Here is a 24,689-nt window from a genome sequence, read left to right as displayed (position 1 = left end):
CAAGGCGCGAACCGATTTTCAAAGGTGAAGTGTAGCCGTCTACATGAGCCTTTGGAAATCGAGAGAGCAACGCAGTCCAGAACGGATTTTTCAACGGCCGCCTAGGCTTTGATGATATTTAGGGTGAGCGCCATATCCATTTCAGCAAACTCCGCCTCCATCGATTGCGCCAAACGCTGCATTTCGGGGCAGAGGTTTTTCATGCGGACGGAGCCGTGAATTTCATGCGGCAGGCCGCGCAGTTGAACGTCGACAAAATCGTTGCCGAATCGTTCCTGGAATGCGTTTTGGAAATGCTTGGCGAGATCAGTGTTCATAGGAATGGCCCGTTACCTTTGATGGGAAAAGAAAACGTGTCGAGGGAAGCCGCTGCCCTGCCCAAGAGCGGCATCGTCTCCGGACAAAACTGTGCGACCGCGTGACAGGAATTTGTGATCTTACATTAGGGACGGGATGGCCGTGAACTGCGGTGAATGCGGAGAAATTACATAGAGAAAAAAAGCGCAGGAGTGGATTACGTAAATTTCGCCGGAATGAAAGACATGCGCGCGCGTGGCGTAGCGACCGAGTACGTACAAACACTCCGATTTGCCCAATCGGCATACTGACTGGCTGCGTGACAAGTTTAATCGCTATATTTCATATAGTTGAGCCATAAAAAAAGAATTTTGAAAGAAAAAAGTCGCTCTAAGACCCGAAAACAGCCCTTTTGAAAGAAAAAATCAATTATTTCTGTCTACTCTTGGTCTCAAAGACCCAGCCGACCCAGCCCCAAACCCGCCCCGCACCTCATCAAACCTTGTCCTGAACTCCGGTTCCCGGGCCAGGCGCCGGCCAACCCTGGTCAGGACGGTGCTGACCGAACTGTAGCTGCCGATGGAAAAGCGGTCGGCAATCTTCTGCAAGGGCGTTCCGCAGAGCGTGCGTGTCAGATGGATGGCCAGATCCCGGGGCTCGTTGGTCACGCCCCGGCGCATCAGGAACAGCGACGCCTCGTCCACGCCGTAATACGCCGCCACAACCTCCGTGACTTCCTGAATCGACGGCGCCAGCACCCTGGCTGTCGGAACCTCGCGATGCCGCTTCTCCGTGAAGAACCGTCCCTTGATCTTCTTCACGAAGTCCAGCCCGCCTAGAATGGACGGCAGATTCCTCATCGAGAACGCCTGCTCCACCCTTTCGTCGTCCTCCTCGGCCATGAACCGCAGATACCCCTTGCGGGCCTCGTCCAGGTCATCGGAAAAACGCTTCAGGACTGGCGCACGGTGCATCCAGTTCCAGATGCTGCTGTCCGAAAGATAGGCGTGATGGCTGGTCCAGGCGTGTTCGTCGAGGTTCGCGACCAAGCCGGCCTTGAGGGGGTTGTGGTGGATGTAGCGGACAAGGCCCGAGAGATACTCTTCCTCATCAACCAGAATAGCCTTGTAGCGCCCGCGGAAAAGCTGGCCGTCATGCCCGTGCCGACGGTTGAAGCCTTGAGTGTACACGCCGCCGACGTGGCGCATGATGCGGTTGATGTTGCCCTCAGGCGTGCACAAGAGCAGATGGTAATGATTGGACATCAGCGCGAAGGCGGCGACCTGCGCCTTGAACATGTCCGAGACGTTAGCCAGCAGATCGACAAATGCCTGGTAGTCCGAGGAATTCAGAAAGATATTCTCCCGCCTGCGGCCACGGTTCATGATGTGATACCAGGCGCCGGGGTACTCGATGCGTAAGGGGCGTGACATGGAGAATGGCTAAAAGATTTGCCAAGATAAGTCAAAACGAGACCTGACCCCCTGCCTTTTCCAATGACCAATTACGACAAGAACTATACCGATACCTTTGGCTATAAAAATAGTATTAAAATAATTATTCTCCATAAATCCTCTTTAAATATCGAAATTTAGAACATCTTGATTATTTTTGTTACATGAAGATTTCACAAAGTTTTTAGACATGGAGCAATTTGATCGAGTATTAAATGGGGGCAGAAAGAATGAGTCATTAAAATCACTATATCCTAGATTAACATCATTACACATCGCCTTAAACAACTTTATCAACTCATCTTCTGAATTTTGTCGTGTTATAATTTTTTTGTGATATTCAGATAGAGCAGCGATCACTTTTGGAGACTTTTCGAATACTACAAATACTTCATTGAGCGCACGTGAGAATTCATCACCACGTATATCATAACGATTGCCCACAAATCTTCTCAGTGTTTCAAGCTTATCTTTACGGAGCTCATGAAAAACATAAAAAACTGTCGAAACAATTACAGCAACCATTCCAGAAATTAACGAAGAGAGTATTGTTATTAGAATTTGCGCTGTCGTCATCCCTAAACCATGTTCATCTAATATTAATTCTAGCCTTAATAACAAATTTATAACAAATCGAAAATTTTTTACAAAGACCCTATATACTAGTTGACTACCTGTTCTATATACCGTCTCAACCAATTTTGATCCAACTCAAGGCGTACGCTTCTCCATGTATTTCCGATTTTTCCTGTAATTGTTATAAATGAAAAATATTGTTCTTTAGTATTTGCAACCATCTGTGAGTCACCCCAGTGCTGGCCAACAATTTTTGCAAGCTCAACTGGCAAGAAAAATTGCAACTCAAACCATCCCGGATCGTTTTGATCTACGTCTACGGGTGTGAAACACCAGTGTCCGTTACGTTCGCCAATCAATCGACACTTAACGATATCGGAAGTAAATGCATCTTCCGCGAGAGGCTGGGATGTGAGAAGATGCATAGGCCATCTCCCCTGCAACATTCCGAAGTACGACCCTCTGATATTGTGAACTGCTCTTCTAACCCTTTTATCAACAATTTCGATCCCTTTAATTTTCAGAAACCGATGCAAATCAACAGAGTAATATCCCATATTAAGTGCTTCTCTCAGAATTTTTCGAACTTCAGAAATGCTATTTATACCTTGTATAGTTAAGCATCCCTCATCGAAATCCCGAATGGCGTCGACTAATGGTTGAATTACAGGAATATTTTTGTATTCGATCAAAAATATTTGATGCGCAACGGCGTATTCTACGGCGGGTTTGGTAAACCCAGAAACGCCGAAGACAGCAGATTGGTAGTTGAATCTAACGGTACTGAGGGCTCCACGGAATCGATGTTTTGAAAAACAATTCTCAGATATATCTTTGAGTACGCCAACTGAGTTACGAACTACATTTAAACCAACAGGGCTGTGGGCATAAAACTTTGCCTCAACGAGAAGCCGAAGAGGATACATGAAAGCAGGCGTATAGTATTGCTCGGCAATTGCATCAATTTGATGCCAGGTACCTCGCCCCTCCAACTCAAGGCCAGAACGTCCATTTTTTATATCGGAAGGATCTATTGAATCGGCTGGATAATATACAATTCGATATCCAACTCGGCTAAGGAGGAATAAAACAGCCTCTTCAAGGAGCGCTCCACGGATTTGAGTGACAGTAGCCATTACACCTTCAACGTCAAAATAAAAATCAAATTACTGAGACAGCAGTAGATCATCACTAAAAATAATATTTAAAAAGGCTAATATGTTTTGACTTTTGCTTGTTCAATATAAAAGCATTCAAAATCATCAACTATTTTATCCCAATTATAGCAATTCAAAACTCTTTCACGGGCCTGCTTGCCGACTGCGACTCTCAGATCAGGTGTACTCATCAGCGTGGCTAGTTGGTCCCGAAGATCGATGACATTCATATTTTGGAAAGTGAAACCAGCATCGCCGATTGCCTCTTTGTTTTCGGGGATATCGCTGACGAGGCAGCAGTTCCCATAACTCATGGCTTCAAGCAGAGCGATTGAAAGGCCCTCGATCTCAGAAGGTTGGACATAAACGGCGGCATTACTGAACAACTCACCCAGCGCCTGGCCTTCGACAAATCCGGGGAAGATGATGCGGGGGTCACTGCCAGCCAAATCTCGGAGTTCGCGCTTGTACCCCTCTTCACCTTTGGCGTCTCCAGCGATGACCAACTTGAAATCGGTATCGAGTTGCTGAAAAGCAGGGATAAGATAATGAGCTCCTTTTTCGCGGACTAAACGAGACGCAAAGAGGATATACTTACCCGTCTCCAAGCCCATCTCGAGAATCTCTTTGGCAGGCAAAAGTTCCTTAATCTCGGCCCCGGTTGGGATATAACGCATATCCATGCCTTTTTGGGCCTGAAAAAAATTGCATTGCGTTTTGGATACTGCCGTTTTGGCATGGGCACCCTTCAGGGACAGCCATTCGAACATCTTCAGCATGTTCTTGCCAAACGAACTCCAGCGAGTGCGCTGCCATTCTATGCCGTGCATCTGCAAGATACATCTTCCCATTGAACCGAGGCGGATCAAGGGCGCAAATGCCCCGGCGGCCACACTGTGCAAATGGATTATGTCGAATTTCTCGCCCTTGAAGATAAGCTGAAATACAGCAGACGCCGATGAAGAGAGCTTTTCTATAGTTGAATGCCTCAAGCACGGGACCTTTACAACCTGCATCCCAGCGTACTCAGGAGCAACCTCGCCGTAATGTCCCATTGAGAAAACCATCACTTGATGCCCACGAGCAACCAAGCGCCTCCCCAACTCCAAGGTGTATTTTTCAATTCCACCTCCACGGGCTATATTCTTGACAACTAAAAATGCAATCTTCAGCTTATTCGAATTATTAATCAAAGCATAAGCTCCATGTTAATGATAAGTTATAAATTCATAATGCTTATTATATTTTTAAAATATCTTCATAAACATGAATTTGCACTTTTAATCGTTATTAAATAATTTATTAAGCGAACTAATAAATAAATTTTAATATCCGCATTTATAAAAATTGCTCACATTAGATACACTTAAATTTATATTAACATATCAAAAGAATCAGATATAATTAATAAGAAGCCATCAAAACCAAACTATGCAATCACATGATTTGATTTTATTATCTTACCTTAAAAAAGGGATGGGTGTGAATTCTGATGAATACATAGAAAGCACGTAGAGAATAGAGACGGGGGGGTGGATTGCGTAAATTTTACTTGAGTGAAAGACGATATGCCGAGTCTGAGCGAACTAAAACTAGCAGATGCTGTCTGGCATCAATATGACCGCGCAGAGAAACATGACCCTCATGCGAAATGCGCATTCGTGCCTGTATTGGAATGGAGAGAAGGAAAATGTAGGGCGGATGACCGAAGAAGCAACGACGGATCAAGCCACGATCCTGGTTGCGTTCGACTATGAAGCAGAGAGTAAAGCTTTACAGAAAATCAAGAGCCGATGTCCCCTATTATTTTAATTAATTGACTCATTTGACAGAAAAATTTCGAAACTCCTACGTGAAAACAAAATCGATTATATCATCCTCATATTTGCCTCAGAGATCCAAATACATCTAGATTGCTCAGAAAAAATTAATTTAAACCATTATCATGAAATGTGGATATAATTTTGGCTGGATTTCCTACGACAACGCAATTATCTGGAACATTAGATAATACAACAGATACAGCTGCAACAATAGATTCTTTCCAACTGTTACATTTTTAAGAATCACAGCATTTACTCCAACAAAACAAATTTTCTTAAGGCGACAAATACCTCTATCTTGCTTATCAATATTTCTAAATCTATATACAGAATGATCATAACTTAATATACAAGAACCGTGAACTACCATCACTACTATCTAATTGATCGCCCTTGATCGGGATCTTGACCAACATCAAAATGGGGGCAACACGATCCATCGACTCGACCACCTGCCAGCACTTTAAGCTTGTTCTTGACCACCCAGGGCAAGATCTTCTTTACATACTTTTTCATGACTGGAGACGCAGACCCAATCATCCAACAATTCTTGGGGCACTTAGCAACTTTAGCCCTGACCTCTTTGGCTCGTTCACTATCCCATATCTCCATAAAATCATCTACATCATGAAGATTACCCATACTTTGAAACCAGTATTTTTCTTCCATCCCATTACATGGGAGCACTTCGCCGTACGGATCAATAAAAAAATTGGCAGAACCAGCCTCGCATGGCAACATGCGTCTATTTCCATGAATATAGTTAATTAAACCAATATTGAACAACGCTCTAAACCATGATTTGGGGCGATTTTCACGCATCAGTCTATTAGCCAGATCTTCAAAATCTGCACTGACTTCTTCAAGATTTGTAACGACATTGTCATCTTTATGAAAATAAAATGAATTATGAAAAGAGGCTGTCGCGAACTCCATTTTCAAATTCTTACCAAGCTCATAGAGCCACAGCATGTCCTTGGAGTTGTTATTGGATACGGTAATTCCAAAGCCGATATCCTTCACGCCCATCTTCCTAAGACCAAGAAGAACACGAAGCCCCCGATCAAATCCACCTTCTATTCCGCGAAGCTCATCATTCTTTCGAGAAAGCCCTTCAATGCTGATTCGGAAGCCAAGGTTGGGAAATGTTTCAGCAAGCTTGAATATGCGCTCTTCGTAAAACCCGCTCGAGGATATGACTACACGGTCCGTCTTGGTGAACAGGATTCTGATAATTTCCGGCAGATCTTCACGAACCAGAGGTTCGCCACCAGTTACATTTACAAGATTTACCCTCGGAAGTTTGTTAAGCAATTCAGGCCTGAATTCTCTATCTTTGGAAGATGGATTACTCCAAATATTGCACATTTTGCAACGCATAGGACAGCGATAGGATACAATTACGGAAGCTTCCACAGTGACCCCGGATATTAAAAATTAACGCTTTTTAAATATTGCACTTTCATAAATATCAATTAATTTTTGAACATGCCTTGCAGATGAAAATTCATTTTCAATTCTATTTCTTGCAGCATGTCCCATCTTGTCAATCCGAGCAGTTTGACCCCAAAGGGAAGTAACAGCCGATCTAAGTGATTCATGCGAACCAGATTCGAACAAGAGACCGGTATCTCCGTCTATCACCAACTCAGGAATGCCTCCAATATTTGCCCCGATAACAGGCTTTCCGTAAGCAAAAGACTCAAGAATACACATGGGTGCATTTTCATAACATTCAGAAGGAACAACAATGAAAGCTGCATTTTTATAGAGGTTGCTTAAATTATCTCCGCTACAATAACCTTCAAACCCAATGTGTGATAAGTTATTATCGCGAACAAAGGATCGCGCTTGCTCGTCAAGCGGCCCTGTTCCTGCAATTTTTAGTGGCATAGCAATGTCTTGAAAAGCCTTGAGGAGAGTTATGAGGCCTTTTTCATGAGAAAGACGACCAACAAATAATGCATACTCTCCAGCACCATAACTTGGGACGTATGCTTGGGGATTTAAAGCATTTGGAAGATATACGAGCTTATCACGCAAAAAACCTGCCGAGCTAACCTTCTCAATCAGAAAACGACTTGGACAAATAAAAGAATCAATCCATTCGTATTTTCTAAAAAGCTTGTTGAAATAAGCTTCAATCGTAACAATAAAAGAAGCTATAGTATTTTTTTTGTGACATTGATAAATAGTACAATTCCAGTAATTACCAGACAAGCATCGCTCACAAACTTTGCCATTATTCAACATTAGATATGAAGGACATGCCAATTTAAGATCATGTAATGTTAAAACAAACGGAATATTATATTTTTTTGCTACGTCAACAATTGAATACGTAAGTCCTGAATAAATATTATGACCATGAATTATATTTGGCTTTGTGATATTAACAAACGAATTAAAATAATTTTTAGATTGTCTTGAATATACTATATTAATAGCAGATTGAATTTTTTTAAAAACGTTAAGATCGCTATAATTAATATTTGAAGGAAAAAAATGAGAGTAAGAGCTTGCATAATTATTTGAATTTTGCCTAGAGAAATGTACAACTTCATGTTCAATCTCCGTAAGACATTCAGATTCATCAAGCATTACACGCTCAGAACCACCACGCATGTAAAAAAAGTTGTTACAAATAGCTATTTTCATAATTTATAGATACTAAATTTTTAAAAAAACACATATAGATTAAAAATTATAAATTTGCCCAATTTTAAAATTAGAGAATTTAATTTGAATCGATCCACAAAAAAACATAAAAATTGTCATAAAAAACAAGTTGTCTATATTGTTTTCAGTAAAGAAAAATACACAAAGCGAAATAAAAATATATCTATATTCATGTGGAGTACGCGAATAAACTAGCATTATAAAATAAATAAAAAGACAAAAACCAACTATGCCCTGGTCTATCAAAATTCGGAGGAAGTCATTATGGGGTAAAGTCCCCATCAGAATGGATGTAGATCCTATACCAAAACCAAACAAAATTTCAAAAAAAGAACCGCTAAAAAAAATCGACATGCCTTTAAACCAATGTGCGATCCTCCATAAAGCAGAAAGTGATTCTGCACCATAAATCGATAAAAGACGACCATATTGAATATTACCGGTAATTATATTTACTAAATCAACTGACAGTATAGCGGAAAATTGTTTTTTTATTCTAAACAAAGAAGGCATATAATTTATTAAAAAAAATCCAATAAAAGCCAATAAAGACAAAGCTGTCATAATCTCTTTAAATTTATTTTTATATTTAAACATTAAGCCAATAATAATTGCAATTATTGCTCCAGATGTAGATGCAAACAATATAATAACTACAAATACAAAGTAATTAATTAGTTTAAAAAGAAAACTATCTTTTTCATCATTTATCAAAAAAATCAAAACAAAAGCCATTAAGGATAAGTTATTTGGATTAGCCATTACTCCAGAAATTCGACTTATAGATCCATCTTGAACAATATTACCAAATAAAAATGAAACTATAAAAAAAATTATAAACAATGCGCTAAACTTATATTTAATAATACTTTTATTGATTGGCACAATGTTACTTGATAAAACAAAAATATATACAAAAAAAATATAAAAGAACTTAATTACATATAAAAATTGAATTTTATCAAAATTATAAAAAAAAGCAAAAATACAATTAAAAAAAATACAAAAGCAAATTATTATTGTTTTGTCTATTTTAAGACTAAACATAAAATTAAAATTCAAAACTAAATAAATAAATAAAAATAAAATAGCGCCTAAAACATTAAATACTGAAATATTTGTAAAAAATGCGATAAAAATGAAAATATAGTACACTAAAAATGACATAAAAAAAATATGCCACTCGCCACAAGTGACTTTATCATGCATTGTAAAATACCTTTAATTTATCATTATATTAGATTGTAAGCACAAAAATAACTTGAGATTACTAAAAATTCAAACGTATCCATGATTAAAAGTCTAAAAAAAACACTACACTGATGAACTTTAGAAAATTATATCAGTGCAGGCAGATGTAAACGTCCCCAAGTTAGTGCCGTCAGAAAGTCGGGATATTTTCAAGATGCCCCGAAAGTAACTGTTCCACCTGCTTCATAGCTTCCAATCCGCAACGATCAATCCATTTTATCCAACGCTTGAAGAATGTACGTCCCCATCCAGGAGACATATAGCCCCACAATGACTGCAAGTTCTCTTTCATGGCCCACGCTTTGGCAATCTTGAGAGTGCTGGTCTTGAGGGCGTCGAATGTCGACTGATGCTTGGCAGGCAAGTTCTCGGCCCGAAACAGCCAAAGGTACTTAGTCCCTTTGAGGGTTTCGTCGCCCTGAGCCATCAGGGCCTTATGTTCTTGCTTGCGCACTTTATCCACGGTTTCGTTCACGTGTTTCATGACATGAAATCTGTCGTGGACGATTTTGGCTCCGGCATCCGACACATGCGCCATGGTCGCCGTGAAATATGGCCCCCACATATCCATTGCGATTGCTCGGAGGCATCCATTTGGCCTGGAGAGAGCCTGCGGTAATATTCCTCTAGGCTGCTCTTCTTCCGCTCTACGAAAACATGCTCGACCGTGCTGCGCATAAGATCGCAGACGATGGTCATCTAGGAGTGCCCTTGCGGAATGCCTTCTCGTCCTTTCCAAGATAGTGAATCGGAAGGGCCCTTTGCGTGAAAGGCCTCGTCGTACAACCCACTCCATTACTCCCCAAACATCATCCAATGTGAGTCTCAGCAAACGCCGAGAGCCATCCACTGCCTCGCACTCCGTGAGCACATCTATGATCCAGCGCTCCACAAGCAATGTGAAGCGAGACCGTGGTTCAGCCAAGGGTACAAGCACCTGAACTACGGAAAGACCTAATTATTAATTAAACAACTTATTTTTTTTATTTGTTAAATCTAAAATAATTAATTTTATTCTGAATACTATATGGAGCAATCTCTTTATATATTTGTCTAAAAAAAGAATATATACAATATTTAAAAAAAATTAATCGTTTTGGCACTTCAAAGTATGGAAAATCTTTATTATATATACTTTCGTAAAATTCACATCCTTTATTTACATCTAAATTATCTCGAACCCATGTTTTTGATTCTTCAGAAATACGATTTTTATATTCATTATCATTCAAAATATGCAATAATTCTATAGCCATATGATTAATTTCAATTTTCTTACGATTAAGAACATCTCTCCCTGAAAAGTTATATGCCATTAAACGATCAAATGTTGCGCTCTTTGCAACACTAGAAAATCCATATTCACCTAAAACGAGTGTCGGAACTCCTAAAAACATACCTTCAAACGCAGACCTTCCTACTCCAACTAAAATATCTGCTATACTTAAAAATTTTGAAGCGTACTCAGAGCCGATATTAGTCACTGTTACATAATTAAATTTGTGTTTTTCATTCACTTTTTTAGCTAATTCATTTATAACTGCAAAGGCATGAGAATCATCAATACTTCCTATAATCAACAAATTTACTTTTTTTGACAATAGCACGATATCAATACAATTAATAACTTCTTTTAAAGAATTTATTTTCAAGTTCGCTATACGACTAATGCACAAAACTATTGGGATGTTAAAATTTATTTTATCTTTTTCAGACCATTTATAAATATCGAATTTACTATTTTGAAGCGCATCAAAGGATATTCTTTGAGCATTGATCAGTAGTTTTTCTTTATCAACTTCATGCAACGAATATATTCCTTCATATAATTCTTTGCTAAAAACTATTATAGGTTTCATCGAAGGTATAAATTTTTGGGGCACAGGCCCACCACAAATTGTATATAATATTTTTTTTCCGTATTTTCGCGCGTAACTCTCAGACAGATAAAGTCCTGAAAAATCAAATGCATGTATTATATCTGGATTCAATTTATAAAGTATTTTATGTATTTTATATTTTAAACCAAATTTAACTATATAATTTTTTTTATAACCTGTATCGAAAATATTATATTTTAAACCATTATCTTTTAATAAAAATTCTCCTCCGCTATTACCTCCGACAAAAAAAACGTCATGACCTTTATTTATTAGAGCAATAGCTATTGAAATTGCAGATCTTGCATGACCACCGTAGCCAATTTCTCCCAAAATAAAACAGATTTTCATAAATTAACTCGGCTTTTGAAATTACTAATGAAATTGTAGAAACAGAAATCTATCGAGATTAGAAGTGGATCAGTTTGTTTGAACAGATTCGCCTAATTTTTAGGTGAAATCTCAGCCTTTCTTACATCGCCATTTTTACCTGTGGCATCCGTTCGGCATAAACCTCGTCAGGGGTTTTTCTGCCCAACCGTGAATGTGGCCGCTCCTTGTTGTACCAATCCATATATTCCATGATCGACCGCCGGGCATCGCTCACCGTGTCGTAGGAGTGGAGATAGGCCCGCTCATACTTCACTGTCTTCCAGAGGCGCTCGACAACCACGTTATCTCGCCAGGCCCCACGACCGTCCATGCTCAGTCTTCAACCGCGATCCCGGACGACTGTTACGAACTCGACAGCCGTAACCTGACTGCCTTGATCCGTGTTTACGATTTCCGGCGTGCCATAACGGTTGAAAGCATCCTGGAGTTCATCGACGGCATGGCACACCTCCAGCGTGATCGCGACCTTCGACGCCAGAACTTTGCGGCTGGCCCAATCCACAACCGCGGTCAGGTATACAAAAACCTTGGCCATCGGAATGTAGGTCGTGTCCAGGGCCCACACATGGTTGCTTCTTTCAATGAGCAGACCCCGAAGCAAATAGGGGCATACCTTGTGCCCAGGATGCTTCTTGCTGGTGCCGGGCTTGCGGTACAGCGCGGCTATCCCCATGCGCGTCATCAACGAGCCGACATGCTTGCGGCCTATGCGGAATCCGGCTCGAACCAATTGGTCCCGGAGCGCTCGGGCGCCCATGAACGGGAACTCAAAATGCAACTCGTCAATGCGGCGCATGAGTGCCAGATCGGCGGAACTCACCGTCCGGGGCTGGTAATAGACGCTGCCGCGGCTTATTCCGACCAGTTCGGCCTGTCTCGTGATTGATACTTTGTGTTCGCGGTCGATCATCGCTTTGCGCTCAGCAATCCCACATTGCTGAGTGCGCTTTCTAAAAAATCGTTCTCCAGCGTCAGTTGACCGATCTTGGCGTGGAGAATCTTCAGATCAACCTCTGGTTCGCTGACGGATGGTTTGCCGAAGACATCGGCAGCCCGCTCGCTGAGTTGCCGTTTCCATTCTGTGATCTGGTTCGGATGCACCTCAAACCGATGCGCAAGTTCGGCAAGGGTATTGTCGCCGGCCATTGCGTCCAGGGCCACCTTGGCCTTGAACTCGGCTGAATGCTTCCGTCTCGTCTACTTCGTCATTCTCAGCTCCCTAATCATTTGCGTTTGAGGGGGCGGGACTAGCAGAGTTTCCACCTAAAGGCTTGTGCAAATTTCCGAGGCCACTTCTGTCTTGATTTACGAACAAAAACCACGAAAAAATTAGTTTAACTATATATGATCAACAATAATCAATTTTGCATCTCAATTCCAGTCCTTGTAACTTTTCAAGAAGCCTGTTGTAACCGCGAAGTGCTAATTCTACATCTATAATCGTTGAATTACCATCTGCGAGAAGCGCAGCCATGACTAAACTCATACTCCCTCTTAAATCTGTCGAAACAGCATTTGCAGGAATAAACTTACTTGGACCATTTATCGTAATTTTTCCAGATTCCCATTTTAATGCATCGGGACAAAATTTCTCTAGTTCTGATAAATATGAAGTTCTATCAGGGTATCTGTAATCATAAATACGACTAATTCCATGGGCTTTTAATCCTAAAATAGTATAAAAAGGTTGCATATCAGAAATCACACCAGGGTATGTCCCACAAGCAATTTCAAATGGCTGGATTTTTTTGTTTTTTAAACAATTATTATTAACATACACATCTGTTGAATTTTGAAAAATATCTATACCAGCTTCTTTAAGATGCAGCAAAGGAGCTTCCATAATGTCAAATGGAACATTTTCAACAATAATTTTACCTTGCGAAAGAACTCCAAAAATAATCCAAGTCAGGGCTTCAATCCGATCTGGAATAATTTTAAATGAAGACCCTCTAAGTTTTTTACACCCTGTAACACTTATAAAACTATTTCCTGCAGTGCTAATATCCGCTCCAATACTTCGCAAGAATTCGATTAAACAATATACTTCGGGGGATACGTACGCATTTCGTATAAATGTAGTTCCATCTATACCTGCAGCACAAATCAAAGCATTCTCTGTTCCTCCGATCGTAGCCATCGGAAAACATATTTCCGCTGGTTTTAATTGACCATTTATTTCAATATAATCGTTTTTTTCTGATACTTTGCAACCCATTTTCTCCCAAATCATCACATGCAAATCATACTTACGATCACCTATACGACACCCACCAGGATACGGAATCCTAGCCAATCCGTTTTTATTTAATTGGGCAGCAACTAAAAGATATGTCGTACGTATAGGATATTCGTAATTATCTAAATTTGGAATACATATATTATTTGAATTAATAGTGACAACAGACGAAATATCGTCAAAAGACAAATTTACTCCAATCTTACTCATAAAATCAGCTTTATATCTAACATCAATTAGTTCAGTAGGAAAATTATAAAGAGTTACAATGTCACTAGTAAGCATAGCAGCTGCCATCAATTTAGTTGCAGCGTTTTTAGCGCCACTAACCTTGACAGTACCATTAGGTGCTTGACCACCTTGAATTTTCAACATTAATTTTTTTTTAAAATTTGCTTCATTCATTTTAAACCCTTTTAATTTATAAATCTTCAGGAATATATAAAACTTCACGCTCTAAACACACATTAAATTTCTGTAATACTATATATTCGACATAAGAAATAATTGACTTCACATCATATGCTTTAGCATTTCCAAGATTCACGATCCAGTTAGCATGTTCATATGAAATCATAGCATCACCGACACGGAACCCTTTGAGACCCACCTGTTCAATATACCAACCGGCTGGCTTGTTTCCCGGAGGGCTTTTAAAAACAGATCCACAATTTCTCTTGATCCGGGGTTGCTTCTGTCTTCTTGATGCAATGATTTCCTTTATAGTCTTTTGAATATCTTCTTTCGGTGCCACTTTATGTTTTGCGAAAGTAGCCGAAAGAAGAATATCTCGAGTTTTTGCAAGTATTGAATGACGATAAGAAAATTGCATATCTTCTTTGCTTAAGTTTTTGATCGCCCCATCATGGGTTAAGACCGTAGCCGAAACAAAGTGATCTTTGATTTCGCCTTGCTTAGTTCCAGCATTCATGCGTACCGCGCCACCAATCGTCCCAGGTATCCCGCACATAAATTCAAACCCACTCCAACAATTGGCGAGACAGTGCCTACTTAAACTTGGCAAAAGCACACCTGAACCTGCTATTATAGAGTTATTGTTTATATTAACCCTCATAAAGTTACCAACAAGTTTGATGACTAAACCGTGAAAGCCATCATCTGAGAACAAAATATTAGAACCATTCCCTATTATAAACCAAGGAATTTTCATTTTGTTAGACCACGATATAGCAATTCTTAAATCATACACAGATGTGCATAATTTAAAATAATTTGCTACACCACCAATATTCAATGTTGTTAAATTATATAAATTTTTTTTTTTTGCATTAGATTTATAATTTTTCCATTTTATGAGATAAATTTATATCCCAGTATTTTCCAAATTCATAATCATAAAAAATTGGATCAAACTTAGACCTACCATCACCTGGATATGGCGTTAATTCACCAAAATAAATTTTACTATTAACGTTATACAAATCTACACGAATAAAATTAAAATCTTTTCCTAATTTTTCAGCTATGTGTATCATTTTCCCTAATAAAATAGGTTTTTCCATACTACTATCAGACTGAATATTGTTTTTATTTAATGTCAAAAAATTCCAATTACGATCGTAAAATGACATTTTCTTAATTTTAAAACGATCAGATATAACATTTATAAACCTAACAACCCCATTAAAAACATAAAACTTATAGTCAACTGGAATATCACCACTTTCATCACATATAAACTCTTCTATAATTATCTTTCTATCAATACATTGCGGAAACCAGATTAACTCTTGAACCCTATATCTATTTTTCATCCATTTATTAACAATTTTTTTTGTTTTTTCAATATTTAATATGTTTTTATTTTTTACTATTATGTTCTGCCCTGAAGAAAAGTTAGTTTTTAGTACAAACCTTTGTGGCAAAATATCAAAATTTATATCATCAAAATTTTTTGCTACACATATTTGTGGAATCAATATATTTTCTTTAATTTTTTCTAACACATAGTCTCTCACTTCATGCTTATCTGTGATAGTAACAAGTAAATCATTTTTACATAGTAATTTAGAATAACAACACTTTTCGTTAAAAGATTTTGGATTTTTCAAATCAGGAAAATATCTATTAGCATTATAAAACTGTAATTTTTGTATTGGAAAATTAAATTTTTTTTGAATATCATAATAAATTTCAAAAGAAACATTATTAACAAATAGAACTTCATCCGTCTTGATAATCAAGTACGCGACTACAGATTTAAGAAGAGTACCTTGAGAAGCATGTTTAAGTATTTTTTTTAGCATGTATGTTACCTAGAAAATGAATATGAATTGATAATGTGCATAATTTTAATATATACATATATCCTATGAAAAGACATCGCAAAACTATAGATTCCTAATGTTATGCAATCATTAGCGTCAGAAATATATGAAATTAAAAAAACTAATAGCATCCAGAAAAAACGCATAATATTAATTTTTAAATAGTATTTTTGATTGTTAATTATATTTAAAACATTGATTATAGGGTTAATAATAAACATTGTTAAAAGATTTATTGATAATATGCTTGAATAAACTCCTGCTAATATCCAATCTTTTCCAAAAAAAATTTCAAAAATCCATGAGCCACAACAAAAAATTATAATAAAAGGTATAATAGAAATTATAAATAATTTTTTAGTTATGCTTTTAGTTATTAGTGTTATTAATTCATTATTTTTATTTTTTATTTTAGCAATTTCTGCATAATATGCTTGACTGGTACTTTGACTAATCAATGTTAACGGCAGCAACAAAATCATCATTGACAAACTAAATTGTCCAGTAGACTCGGGACCAAAATTCCAAGCCCAAAACAATACAGGAGACTTTGCATTAATCAACATAATAAACTGCGATGGAAGACGATACTTAGGATAATCAGCGTAATGTAAAAGCAAGAACTTTATACGATCTACCGAAACATGCTTCCAATATGTTTTAAAATCTTGAAAAAATACTTTAAATAGTGTGAGCACCCCCCCAGCTTGGGAAAATATTTGGCCTATAAGTAAACCAAGAGTATTTAGTCCCAAAAAACCCAAAAAAACTTTGATAACAGCTGCTATAGTCGCTTGCCATAACTTTGTTCCAGCTAAATGCCTAAATGCATTTTTTCTGATAGCCCAATTACTTAAAATTTCGTAAAGGCTTCCTCCAGTAACAAAAAAAGGGATTAACCACCAATAATCATGTAAATACTGTAAATTATCATATTCTGAAATGTAAAAAATTAATATTATACATAATAAAGTTATCATTAATGGCATAAGCAGTGTAAGAATTGTACAAAAAACTAATATATTAAAAGCAGTTCTATCTTTTTTTGGAAGTGGAATAGCCATTGTATATAAAAACGTACTAAATGGAACTAAAATTGATGACAAAGTTATAAATATTGATAAAACTCCAAAATCTTCAGGCGTATAAATTCTTGTAATAATGGGCATTATACCTATAGAAATTATATTAGCTCCTGCAGTTCCTGAAGCTAACATTATCATATTGCGAAATATAGATCCAGAATTGCTATTGCTATTCCATTTTTTTTTTATAAATAGATTAAAATTATTTAGTAACATCATTTAACTTCAATTTTATAATATTTGCTTAGTCAAAACTCATAATATAAATTATATTTTTAATAAAAATATGTATTTTTATATTAGCTACACGTGGTATCACAGTCTCCACATACCCACTCCTTGCCCCTCAGCCGCCGCCCCAACATCCACCATCCCCTTCACATCCACCAAACAACACTTCGCCCCCAGCATCCCCCCAAACACCCCCACATCCATCCCCCGATACTCCTCATGCGCCACAGCCAGCACCACCGCCGACAACCCCTTCATCTCATCCATCCCGACCAGCTCGATCCCGTAATGCTCCCTGGCCTCGGCCGGGTCCGCGATCGGGTCGTGCACCAGCACGGTCACGCCGTAGCTCTCAAGCTCGGCGATGATGTCCACGACCTTGGAATTGCGCAGGTCCGGGCAGTCTTCCTTGAAGGTCAGGCCGAGGACGCCGACTTTGGCGCCCTTGATGTTCTGGTCCGCCGCGATCATGAGCTTCACGGTCTTTTCGGCGATGAACTTGCCCATGTTGTCGTTGATGCGGCGGCCCGCCAGGATGACCTGGGGGTTGTAGCCCGCCATTTCGGCGCGGTAGGTCAGGTAGTAGGGGTCCACTCCTATGCAGTGGCCGCCCACCAGGCCCGGGCGGAAGGGGAGAAAATTCCATTTGGTGCCGGCCGCCTTGAGGACGTTTTGAGTGTCTATGCCCAACCGGTCGAAGATGATGGCCAGTTCGTTCATGAGGGCGATGTTCAGGTCGCGCTGGGTGTTCTCGATGACCTTGGCGGCTTCGGCCTCCTTGATGGTGGCCGTGGGGTGGACGCCGGCGGTGATGATGGAGGCGTAGAGGCGGGAAACCTTTTCGAGGGTCTCCGGGGTGTCGCCGGACACGACCTTGGTGATTCTGGTGACCGTGTGCTCCTTGTCGCCCGGATTGATGCGCTCCGGGGAGTAGCCGACAAAGAAGCCCGTTTTCCAGACCAGGCCGCTCTCGCGCTCCAGGATGGGCACGCAGACCTCCTCGGTCACGCCGGGGTAGACCGTGGACTCGAAGATCACGACGGCGCCAGGCTTTAAGTTGCGGCCTACGGTCTGCGCGGCCTTCTCCACCGGGGTGAGGTCTGGCCGCCGGTCGCGGCCGATGGGCGTGGGCACGGCCACGATGACGTAGTCGGCCTCGCGCAGGCGGGCCGGGTCCGTGGTCGGGTCGAAATGGACGGACGCGGCGAACCCTTGCGCATCCACTTCGCCCATCGGGTCCCGGTGGGCCCTGTAATCGGCAACCTTGCGCTCCGAGAGGTCGAAGCCGATGGTGCGGACATGCTTTCCAAACTCGATGGCCAGAGGCAATCCGACATAACCAAGCCCGACAACCGCGACAGTTTCAGAACCCATGAAAATCTTCCCGTCCGTGAAATGTTTCCTTGCATCAAATCTTCACCGCGCCCCGCCACTCTCAAATCCATGTCCAGGGCAAATTCCCAGCCGTGCATCAGAATCAGGCTTCACTACCTGCGCTGTTCCACTTCCATTTCAACTTTCCGCCAGTCCATCGGGACCATGACACCACGATATCCATTCGGGTTCCCGCACTGCCAGTTCCAGGCGTCCCGCACCATGTCCTCGATGCCGAGCCTCGCCTCCCACCCCAGCACCTGCCGCGCCTTGCCCGCGTCCGCATAGCAGACCGCCACGTCGCCGGGCCGGCGCGCGGTGATGCGGTGCGGCACCGGGACGCCGTTCACGGCCTCGAAGGTGCGCACGGCCTCCAGCACCGAGCAGCCCCGGCCCGTGCCAAGGTTGAAGACATCAAAGCCGGGCTTTGCGTCCAGGTGCTCCAGGGCGCGCAGATGGCCCTCGGCCAGGTCCATGACGTGGATGTAGTCGCGCACGCCTGTGCCGTCCGGGGTCGGGTAGTCGCCGCCGTAGACCGAAAGCTCGGGCAGGCGGCCCGCCGCCACCTGGGTGATGTAGGGGAAGAGATTGTTTGGTGTGTCCAGCGGGTCTTCGCCGATGAGGCCGCAGGGGTGCGCGCCCACCGGGTTGAAGTAGCGCAGCATGACCAGGTTCCAGTCGGGGCTTGAGGCGTGCAGGTCGGAAAAAATCTGCTCGATCATGAGCTTGGTGCGGCCGTAGGGGTTGGTCACCTCGCCCAGGGGGGCCGTCTCGGGGATGGGCATCTCCTCGGCGGCCCCGTAGACCGTGGCCGAGGAGCTGAAGACAAGGTCCCGCACCCCGTGCTCCTGCATGGCCCGGCACAGGGCCAGGGTCGAACCGACGTTGACCTCGTAGTAGTCCAGCGGCCTGGCCACGGACTCGCCCACGGCCTTGAGGCCGCAGAAATGGATCACGGCGTCGATGGGGATGTGGGCGAAGACGCCGTTCAATATCTCGGTGTCGCGCAGGTCGGTCTCCACGAAGAGCGGCTCCCGGCCCGTGATGGCGGCCAGCCGGTCCATGACCAGGCTGTGGCTGTTGGCCAGGCTGTCCATGATGATCACGTCGTACCCGCTCTCCAGCAGGCGCACGCAGGTGTGGCTTCCGATGTATCCGGCTCCGCCGGTGACGAGAATGGTCTTCATGTGCCCCTGACAGGCTGTCCCGAAACGGCGATCTGCTTCGTCACTTCAGAAAATCCACACTCTCTCGTATGTCGTATACGCATCGAGCCTGTATTTTCCTTGTTCCTCGCATCTCACCATTTTTGCACAGCCTGGAAATTCATATTTATTCAACAGTCAACTGAGAACGTATCGGGTTTTCACGATCGGCTTCATGCCGTGGCCCGCATATCCGCTGCACCGCCCCACCGGTAAAACATCCGGAAAGGGGAGGATCGGCGTTACAGCGTATTCTCCTACACTCCCTGCAATGATAATTGAAAGCAAAACGAATACGTAAAGAATGCGGTAATAATCAGGGGGTCGGGGATTGGGATGCGTACGGTGGTCAATCCGGGTCGGCGGCATGGCCGAGGCCGGCCTGCCGCGCCCGCAAGACTATATCTTGATGTCGATGATCGCGGACCGCGCGCCCCGGCCTGGGCCGGCGTAGCTGGTTGCGGCCATGCCCGCGGTACGCAGCGGGCTGCGATAGGGCGCGGCCACCTCGCTGGCCGGGCCCGGGGGCACTGCCGTGCGGGCGGGGCCGCCCAGGGTGATGACCACGCGGGCCGGCTCGCGCAGCGTGCGCTCCATATCGCGCAACTGCTCCTGCGCCCGCGTGAAAACCTGCTCGAAGTCCGGCGGCTCGGCACCCTTGCCGCCCGAAAGGTCCGGTGCGGTGCGGCCAGGCGCCGGGGTCTGACGTCCGCCTTGCGGATAAAGGATATCCGCCAACCCGCCGTCACGAACCACAGTCGCCCCATCAGCCCCTGCCGGAGCCCTTCCGGCAGGGGTGACGGAAACGATCTCCCTTTGCGCGTCGCTCATGGAAATTCGGATATCGACGTAACGCGCATCACCGGCTTCGAGTAATGTTTTCATAACTCCCCTCCCGGCCCCTTAAAAAAATGGAGTCCGGCGCAACCTCACAATCCCCAAACATACCTGCACTCGGTGCATTTAAAGATATCCCCGTTGTGCACATCGCCAAGCGCGTCGCACACAGGGCACCTCTCGGACAGCATGGGCACATGCTTCCACTCATAAACAAACCAGACGATGATCGACACATAAAAAAAGAAGAACAATGAAAGATAAAAGATCATATTCACAATCCATGGTAAGAATCATGAGAAGTTGCCTGATAATGTCTTTCAGATATTAAAATGCAACGAAACTGGAAACAAATTAAATTACGTATTTATTACGTACGACATGTCAGGACAATCATGCTTGCTGATGACTCTGCATAAGACGGCGTGCCCTTGAAGAGGGAAGCAATGCAAAAGAGCCGTCATCCCCTCGAAGGAGGAAGCACCGCATAGTGTCGTCATCCCCATGAAGAAGGGGATCCATGCCTTTCTTGCGGGGAAGAAGCGTGCAGGCGCACTCAGTACCAGAAGGCGTGTGCGGTGTTGTGGCGGTACCATTCGTAGGTCTCCCGGACGCCTTCCTCCAGGCCGATGCGGGCTTTCCAGCCCAGACTTTCAAGGCGCGAGACATCGACGGCCCCGCACGACGAGCCGTCTCCCCGTGGTGCGTCGAAGACCAGGCGTCCGTCGAAGCCGACGACCCTGGCAGCGATCTCGGCCAACTCCATAACAGTGGTCACCCGTCCGCTCCCGGCAGTGATGAAGCAGGCCCCCGGCGCACGAAGCAGTTCCCGGCGCAGCTCTTCGTCCGGCAGGTTCATGAGAAACACGCATGCCTGGGCCATGTCGTCCACGTGCAGCAGATCATTGCCTGCGAAACAGCGCCCGCTGAGCCTCACGCTCTGCAGGCGAGCATGTTTGGCCTCGTGCAGGCGCTGGAGCATGCCGGGCAGCACCCGTGACATGCAGGGACGAAAATTGTCGCCCGGGCCATAGACGCTCGTTGGCAGGACGCCCATGAATCGCGTCCCGTATTGGCGGTTGTAGTACTGGCACATCTTGAGGCCGACGATCCTGGCTAATGCGAAGATCTCATCGCAGGGGTTTCCAGCATCGGCCAGCATATCCGGCCCCTCCAGGATTCTCGGGGCGTTTTGGGGGCGAAGCCGCGCAGAGCCCACAAACAGCAGTCGCCGCACGCCTGCCTCGAAGGCCGCCTGAATGAGGACGGTCTGAATCTCCAACTGCTCTTGCAGGTACGTGGCCGGCGATCTCTCGGCGGCCTCTGCGCCGCACATGCTGGTCGCGGCCAGAAAGACCCTGGCGGGGCGCTCCGCAAGAAAAAAGCCCCGCACCGCAACCTTGTCGCGCAGATCCAGACGTTCAAGACGTACACCTTCCATGGGCCCGAAGTACGGGGCTTCGTTGCAGACCGTCCCGACGATGTCCCCGCAACAGCTGTCCGCCAGGGCGCGCATGAGCCCACTGCCGATCATGCCACCCGCCCCGATGACGCAGGCCCTGTCCCGCACCTGCTGCACGTGCGGCATTGCCGCCCCATCGCGGTCCTCCAACCCAAGGCCATCGAACGGCCCCACGGTTTCAGACTGCTTCAGGGCGCGCCCGAAGATCGGGGGGACGGGACTCAATCCTTTTATGTACCTGCTTATGACGGCCAAACCGGGCTCGATATAGTTCATAACAACATTACTACATCACCCGTTAGCTCGAACCATAGACAAATTATTACGGAAAGAATCCCAGTGCAGCCCCTGAAGCGTGGAATCCCTGGCCCAGCCGTGATATTGGCCGACCTCAAACGCCGGTCCGCAACCGCGGACGCCGGTCGATCAGGGCGCGCAAGTCACCGGGACCCGCCGCGCCAGGCGATCCACCGGTGCAGGCCCAGACCACCAAGCCTTGAGAGCGCCGTCATGAGAATGCTGTACCCGATCCTGCTCGCCTGCCTCCTGCTGGCGCCCCAGGCCGCCATGGCCGACCATGCCCCCCGCATCCCCCTGCAGGAAGACCAGACCATCGCCTGCCAGGTCATGGAGCAGGAGCACCCGGCCTGCAACGTCTGCGGCGAATCGTACTCCGAGAATCAGGCGCGGGTGGCGCTGTGGATTCAGCTTACCGCCGTGGCGGTAGGCCTTGGACTGATCCTGACCGTGATCTGGCTCATGCGCTGCGCGTGCTGCCGGCTCAAACTCCTTGACCGGATCATGCGCCGCGGAACCGAACGCAGAACCTCAGCGCGAAACGCCATGCCCCACCACTTTGTCGCAACCTTGAAAGGCCCTTTCGCGCCCATCACGGCGACTCCCGTCGATGTCTGCGCCGGGGGCCTGCAGATCGATATCTCCAAGGCCCAGCAGAGCAGCGTGAAAGGCCTCAAAGAGGCTGCCCGGAACGGGGCGATCCTGACTCTGACCCTGACCGCCCCGGACGGCAGGACACTCCTTGACGTCACGACCTGTCACTCCGTCTGGGTCTGCGGAAAACGCGCCGGACTGGCCTTTCAGGACCACACAGACATCGCCCCGCTTCTTGAAGCAGGACTGGCGCACTCCCGGAGGCCTATGTGAAGCCGCCTGACGCCAGGCCGCGCCGCAGGGCAAATGGCCTCATCAAGTGGCTCCTGGCCCTGGTGCTGGCAGGCTGCATGCCCTCGAACATCGACAATATCGTACAGCTGACCTCCACGGGCCTGCTGGAGGAGACGACCTACGTGACGGTCGCCTTCGTCGCGCAGCACAATGACTACTCCTGCGGCCTGGCCTGCCTGGTCAGCGTTCTGGCCTACTGGGACGACCCGGTCAGCCAGGCGGATCTGCTTCGGCACTCGCCGCCGGAAAACACGAAGACCGGCTACAGGGTCGGTGAGCTCAAGGACATCGCCACGGGCCGAAACAAACAGGCCTATGCCCTGACAGGCGGAACGGAATTTCTGGAACTGCAGATCATGAATGGGCGACCCATCATCGTCCCCCTTGAAATGGAATATAACCATTACATATTCAACTTCATGCGCAAGATCCCCCTCTACGGACGGTTCTTCGAATACGTGACTGAACGTTTCGTCCCGAAATTCAGCCATTTCGTGACGGTCTTCGCCGTATCGCGCACGACGATCTGGGTCATGGACCCGCTCTTTGGCGTCAAGGCCATCCCAAGGGACGAGTTCGAGCCCATGTGGGCGGCCAAGAAACGGGCCATGCTCCTGGTGGCGACGGGATGACACCGGCGGACATTGCATGGCCTGCGCAGGACATCGCGCAACAGGCCTTTCAGTGTCCCTCTTTTTTCGAATTCAACGCGCCGTGACACCCCGGCTCTGGTCCGGGACACCATTAATCAACAACGCAGGCAGTAAGGAGGTATGACTCATGAAAATCGAAAAAACGGACTTGAAAAAGAATCACGCGTCTTCCAAAGTTCCGTACGCCCCTCTGGAAACCGACACTTTGGGCCGAAAAAAAGCCAAATCATATCAGACAAAACACAAAACCGAGGCCGCCTTGCGGATACTCGGAGGTGAAAGCCTCGAAGCTCTGAGCCATGAATACGGGGTGACGGTCGGGCGCCTCCTCTTCTGGAAGGAGACCTTTGTAGGCGGCGGCGAGGAATGCATGCAGCTATGCGACGAGGAAAGCGACGACTCCGCCATCGAAAGGCTGAAGAAGGAAATCGAATGGCAGCGGTCGAAAAACGAGGAACTCAGACAGGAATTGCGACGCTACGGATGCACGCCCATGGTGTGAACCCAAAAAAAGAGGCGGTCGATGCCGCTTACGATGACGAGCACGGACATGCGCAAGCAGGGCCTTTGTGCATGCTTGAGTCCCGGCAGCGCCATCCCCTGGCGTGACAACCGCCGCC

21 protein-coding genes and 1 pseudogene are annotated in these 24,689 nt (G+C 44.9%); 3 read left to right on the top strand and 19 right to left on the bottom strand.

Features of this window, described 5'->3' with window-relative positions; genetic code table 11:
* Window positions 1-101: 101 nt before the first annotated feature.
* The 19 genes and pseudogenes from BMZ40_RS11520 to BMZ40_RS11430 form a co-directional block, all read right to left on the bottom strand.
* The gene (locus tag BMZ40_RS11520) at window positions 102-317 is read right to left on the bottom strand and encodes a hypothetical protein (RefSeq protein ID WP_092375679.1); all 216 of its coding nucleotides are present in this window, start codon (window positions 315-317) and stop codon (window positions 102-104) included.
* A 405-nt stretch (window positions 318-722) separates the two neighbouring features.
* Window positions 723-1,730, bottom strand: a complete 1,008-nt coding sequence (locus BMZ40_RS11515) for a transposase (protein ID WP_092375676.1) — start codon at window positions 1,728-1,730, stop codon at window positions 723-725.
* Window positions 1,731-1,874: 144 nt separating this feature from the next.
* Entirely contained in the window at window positions 1,875-2,327 is a 453-nt protein-coding gene (locus BMZ40_RS19235; RefSeq protein ID WP_143075614.1) for a DUF6680 family protein, read from the bottom strand.
* An 86-nt stretch (window positions 2,328-2,413) separates the two neighbouring features.
* Complete coding sequence (locus tag BMZ40_RS11510) at window positions 2,414-3,463, bottom strand: hypothetical protein (RefSeq protein ID WP_092375673.1); 1,050 nt, start codon at window positions 3,461-3,463, stop codon at window positions 2,414-2,416.
* A 77-nt stretch (window positions 3,464-3,540) separates the two neighbouring features.
* Window positions 3,541-4,677, bottom strand: coding sequence for a glycosyltransferase family 4 protein (locus BMZ40_RS11505; protein ID WP_092375670.1), 1,137 nt, complete (start codon window positions 4,675-4,677; stop codon window positions 3,541-3,543).
* Window positions 4,678-5,682: 1,005 nt separating this feature from the next.
* Window positions 5,683-6,723 carry a radical SAM protein gene (locus BMZ40_RS11495; protein WP_092375665.1) on the bottom strand — a complete coding sequence of 347 codons (1,041 nt, stop codon included), beginning with the start codon at window positions 6,721-6,723 and terminating at the stop codon, window positions 5,683-5,685.
* A 21-nt stretch (window positions 6,724-6,744) separates the two neighbouring features.
* On the bottom strand, window positions 6,745-7,932 hold the full coding sequence (locus tag BMZ40_RS11490; RefSeq protein ID WP_281243789.1) for a glycosyltransferase family 4 protein: 1,188 nt from the start codon (window positions 7,930-7,932) through the stop codon (window positions 6,745-6,747).
* A 72-nt stretch (window positions 7,933-8,004) separates the two neighbouring features.
* A complete protein-coding gene (locus tag BMZ40_RS11485; RefSeq protein ID WP_092375659.1) occupies window positions 8,005-9,195 on the bottom strand; it encodes a hypothetical protein in 1,191 nt (396 codons plus the stop codon).
* Window positions 9,196-9,367: 172 nt separating this feature from the next.
* Entirely contained in the window at window positions 9,368-10,033 is a 666-nt protein-coding gene (locus BMZ40_RS19600) for a transposase (protein WP_092375656.1), read from the bottom strand.
* Window positions 10,034-10,220: 187 nt separating this feature from the next.
* Window positions 10,221-11,468 (bottom strand): glycosyltransferase, encoded by a 1,248-nt coding sequence (locus BMZ40_RS19230; RefSeq protein ID WP_143075612.1) that lies wholly within the window; start codon window positions 11,466-11,468, stop codon window positions 10,221-10,223.
* A 121-nt stretch (window positions 11,469-11,589) separates the two neighbouring features.
* Window positions 11,590-12,671, bottom strand: a pseudogene (locus BMZ40_RS11475) (IS3 family transposase).
* Window positions 12,672-12,858: 187 nt separating this feature from the next.
* A complete protein-coding gene (locus tag BMZ40_RS11470) occupies window positions 12,859-14,154 on the bottom strand; it encodes a UDP-N-acetylglucosamine 1-carboxyvinyltransferase (RefSeq protein ID WP_092375653.1) in 1,296 nt (431 codons plus the stop codon).
* Window positions 14,155-14,170: 16 nt separating this feature from the next.
* The gene (gene murB / locus BMZ40_RS11465; protein ID WP_281243788.1) at window positions 14,171-15,064 is read right to left on the bottom strand and encodes a UDP-N-acetylmuramate dehydrogenase; all 894 of its coding nucleotides are present in this window, start codon (window positions 15,062-15,064) and stop codon (window positions 14,171-14,173) included.
* A complete protein-coding gene (locus BMZ40_RS11460; RefSeq protein WP_092375647.1) occupies window positions 15,045-16,016 on the bottom strand; it encodes an ATP-grasp fold amidoligase family protein in 972 nt (323 codons plus the stop codon). The genes murB and BMZ40_RS11460 overlap by 20 nt, the downstream gene beginning before the upstream one ends.
* Before the next feature lie 5 nt (window positions 16,017-16,021).
* Window positions 16,022-17,260 (bottom strand): lipopolysaccharide biosynthesis protein, encoded by a 1,239-nt coding sequence (locus BMZ40_RS11455; protein WP_177193132.1) that lies wholly within the window; start codon window positions 17,258-17,260, stop codon window positions 16,022-16,024.
* Between the two features lie 177 nt (window positions 17,261-17,437).
* Window positions 17,438-18,727 carry a nucleotide sugar dehydrogenase gene (locus BMZ40_RS11450; protein WP_092375639.1) on the bottom strand — a complete coding sequence of 430 codons (1,290 nt, stop codon included), beginning with the start codon at window positions 18,725-18,727 and terminating at the stop codon, window positions 17,438-17,440.
* 113 nt (window positions 18,728-18,840) lie between these two features.
* Window positions 18,841-19,914, bottom strand: a complete 1,074-nt coding sequence (gene galE / locus BMZ40_RS11445; protein ID WP_092375637.1) for a UDP-glucose 4-epimerase GalE — start codon at window positions 19,912-19,914, stop codon at window positions 18,841-18,843.
* Between the two features lie 417 nt (window positions 19,915-20,331).
* The gene (locus BMZ40_RS11440; RefSeq protein ID WP_092375635.1) at window positions 20,332-20,817 is read right to left on the bottom strand and encodes a hypothetical protein; all 486 of its coding nucleotides are present in this window, start codon (window positions 20,815-20,817) and stop codon (window positions 20,332-20,334) included.
* Window positions 20,818-21,325: 508 nt separating this feature from the next.
* The gene (locus BMZ40_RS11430) at window positions 21,326-22,507 is read right to left on the bottom strand and encodes an NAD-dependent epimerase/dehydratase family protein (protein WP_092375629.1); all 1,182 of its coding nucleotides are present in this window, start codon (window positions 22,505-22,507) and stop codon (window positions 21,326-21,328) included.
* Between the two features lie 234 nt (window positions 22,508-22,741).
* On the opposite strand from BMZ40_RS11430, the gene BMZ40_RS11425 reads away from it, so the two are divergent.
* The 3 genes from BMZ40_RS11425 (at window position 22,742) to BMZ40_RS11415 (ending at window position 24,571) form a co-directional block, all read left to right on the top strand.
* Entirely contained in the window at window positions 22,742-23,395 is a 654-nt protein-coding gene (locus BMZ40_RS11425) for a hypothetical protein (RefSeq protein ID WP_143075611.1), read from the top strand.
* A complete protein-coding gene (locus BMZ40_RS11420; RefSeq protein WP_092375625.1) occupies window positions 23,392-24,048 on the top strand; it encodes a cysteine peptidase family C39 domain-containing protein in 657 nt (218 codons plus the stop codon). The genes BMZ40_RS11425 and BMZ40_RS11420 overlap by 4 nt, the downstream gene beginning before the upstream one ends.
* Before the next feature lie 148 nt (window positions 24,049-24,196).
* The gene (locus BMZ40_RS11415) at window positions 24,197-24,571 is read left to right on the top strand and encodes a hypothetical protein (protein WP_092375622.1); all 375 of its coding nucleotides are present in this window, start codon (window positions 24,197-24,199) and stop codon (window positions 24,569-24,571) included.
* Window positions 24,572-24,689 lie beyond the last annotated feature (118 nt).

It is taken from the genome of Desulfomicrobium apsheronum (assembly GCF_900114115.1).
Taxonomy (GTDB): domain Bacteria; phylum Desulfobacterota; class Desulfovibrionia; order Desulfovibrionales; family Desulfomicrobiaceae; genus Desulfomicrobium; species Desulfomicrobium apsheronum.
Note: the sequence above shows the minus strand (reverse complement) of the source record. Positions and strands in the feature narration are given on the sequence as shown.

Bases quoted from the DNA above. Each gene is read 5' to 3' on its own strand.
- BMZ40_RS11425 (WP_143075611.1), top strand. From the start codon at position 22,742: ATGAGAATGCTGTACCCGATCCTGCTCGCCTGCCTCCTGCTGGCGCCC.
- BMZ40_RS11415 (WP_092375622.1), top strand. From the start codon at position 24,197: ATGAAAATCGAAAAAACGGACTTGAAAAAGAATCACGCGTCTTCCAAA.
- galE (WP_092375637.1), bottom strand. From the start codon at position 19,914: ATGAAGACCATTCTCGTCACCGGCGGAGCCGGATACATCGGAAGCCAC.
- BMZ40_RS11515 (WP_092375676.1), bottom strand. From the start codon at position 1,730: ATGTCACGCCCCTTACGCATCGAGTACCCCGGCGCCTGGTATCACATC.
- BMZ40_RS11490 (WP_281243789.1), bottom strand. From the start codon at position 7,932: ATGCGTGGTGGTTCTGAGCGTGTAATGCTTGATGAATCTGAATGTCTT.
- BMZ40_RS11520 (WP_092375679.1), bottom strand. From the start codon at position 317: ATGAACACTGATCTCGCCAAGCATTTCCAAAACGCATTCCAGGAACGA.
- BMZ40_RS11440 (WP_092375635.1), bottom strand. From the start codon at position 20,817: ATGAAAACATTACTCGAAGCCGGTGATGCGCGTTACGTCGATATCCGA.
- BMZ40_RS11450 (WP_092375639.1), bottom strand. From the start codon at position 18,727: ATGGGTTCTGAAACTGTCGCGGTTGTCGGGCTTGGTTATGTCGGATTG.
- BMZ40_RS11485 (WP_092375659.1), bottom strand. From the start codon at position 9,195: ATGCATGATAAAGTCACTTGTGGCGAGTGGCATATTTTTTTTATGTCA.
- BMZ40_RS19600 (WP_092375656.1), bottom strand. From the start codon at position 10,033: ATGGAGTGGGTTGTACGACGAGGCCTTTCACGCAAAGGGCCCTTCCGA.
- BMZ40_RS19230 (WP_143075612.1), bottom strand. From the start codon at position 11,468: ATGAAAATCTGTTTTATTTTGGGAGAAATTGGCTACGGTGGTCATGCA.
- BMZ40_RS11430 (WP_092375629.1), bottom strand. From the start codon at position 22,507: ATGAACTATATCGAGCCCGGTTTGGCCGTCATAAGCAGGTACATAAAA.
- BMZ40_RS11455 (WP_177193132.1), bottom strand. From the start codon at position 17,260: ATGATAATGTTAGCTTCAGGAACTGCAGGAGCTAATATAATTTCTATA.
- BMZ40_RS11510 (WP_092375673.1), bottom strand. From the start codon at position 3,463: ATGGCTACTGTCACTCAAATCCGTGGAGCGCTCCTTGAAGAGGCTGTT.
- BMZ40_RS11470 (WP_092375653.1), bottom strand. From the start codon at position 14,154: ATGAATGAAGCAAATTTTAAAAAAAAATTAATGTTGAAAATTCAAGGT.
- BMZ40_RS11460 (WP_092375647.1), bottom strand. From the start codon at position 16,016: ATGCTAAAAAAAATACTTAAACATGCTTCTCAAGGTACTCTTCTTAAA.
- BMZ40_RS19235 (WP_143075614.1), bottom strand. From the start codon at position 2,327: ATGACGACAGCGCAAATTCTAATAACAATACTCTCTTCGTTAATTTCT.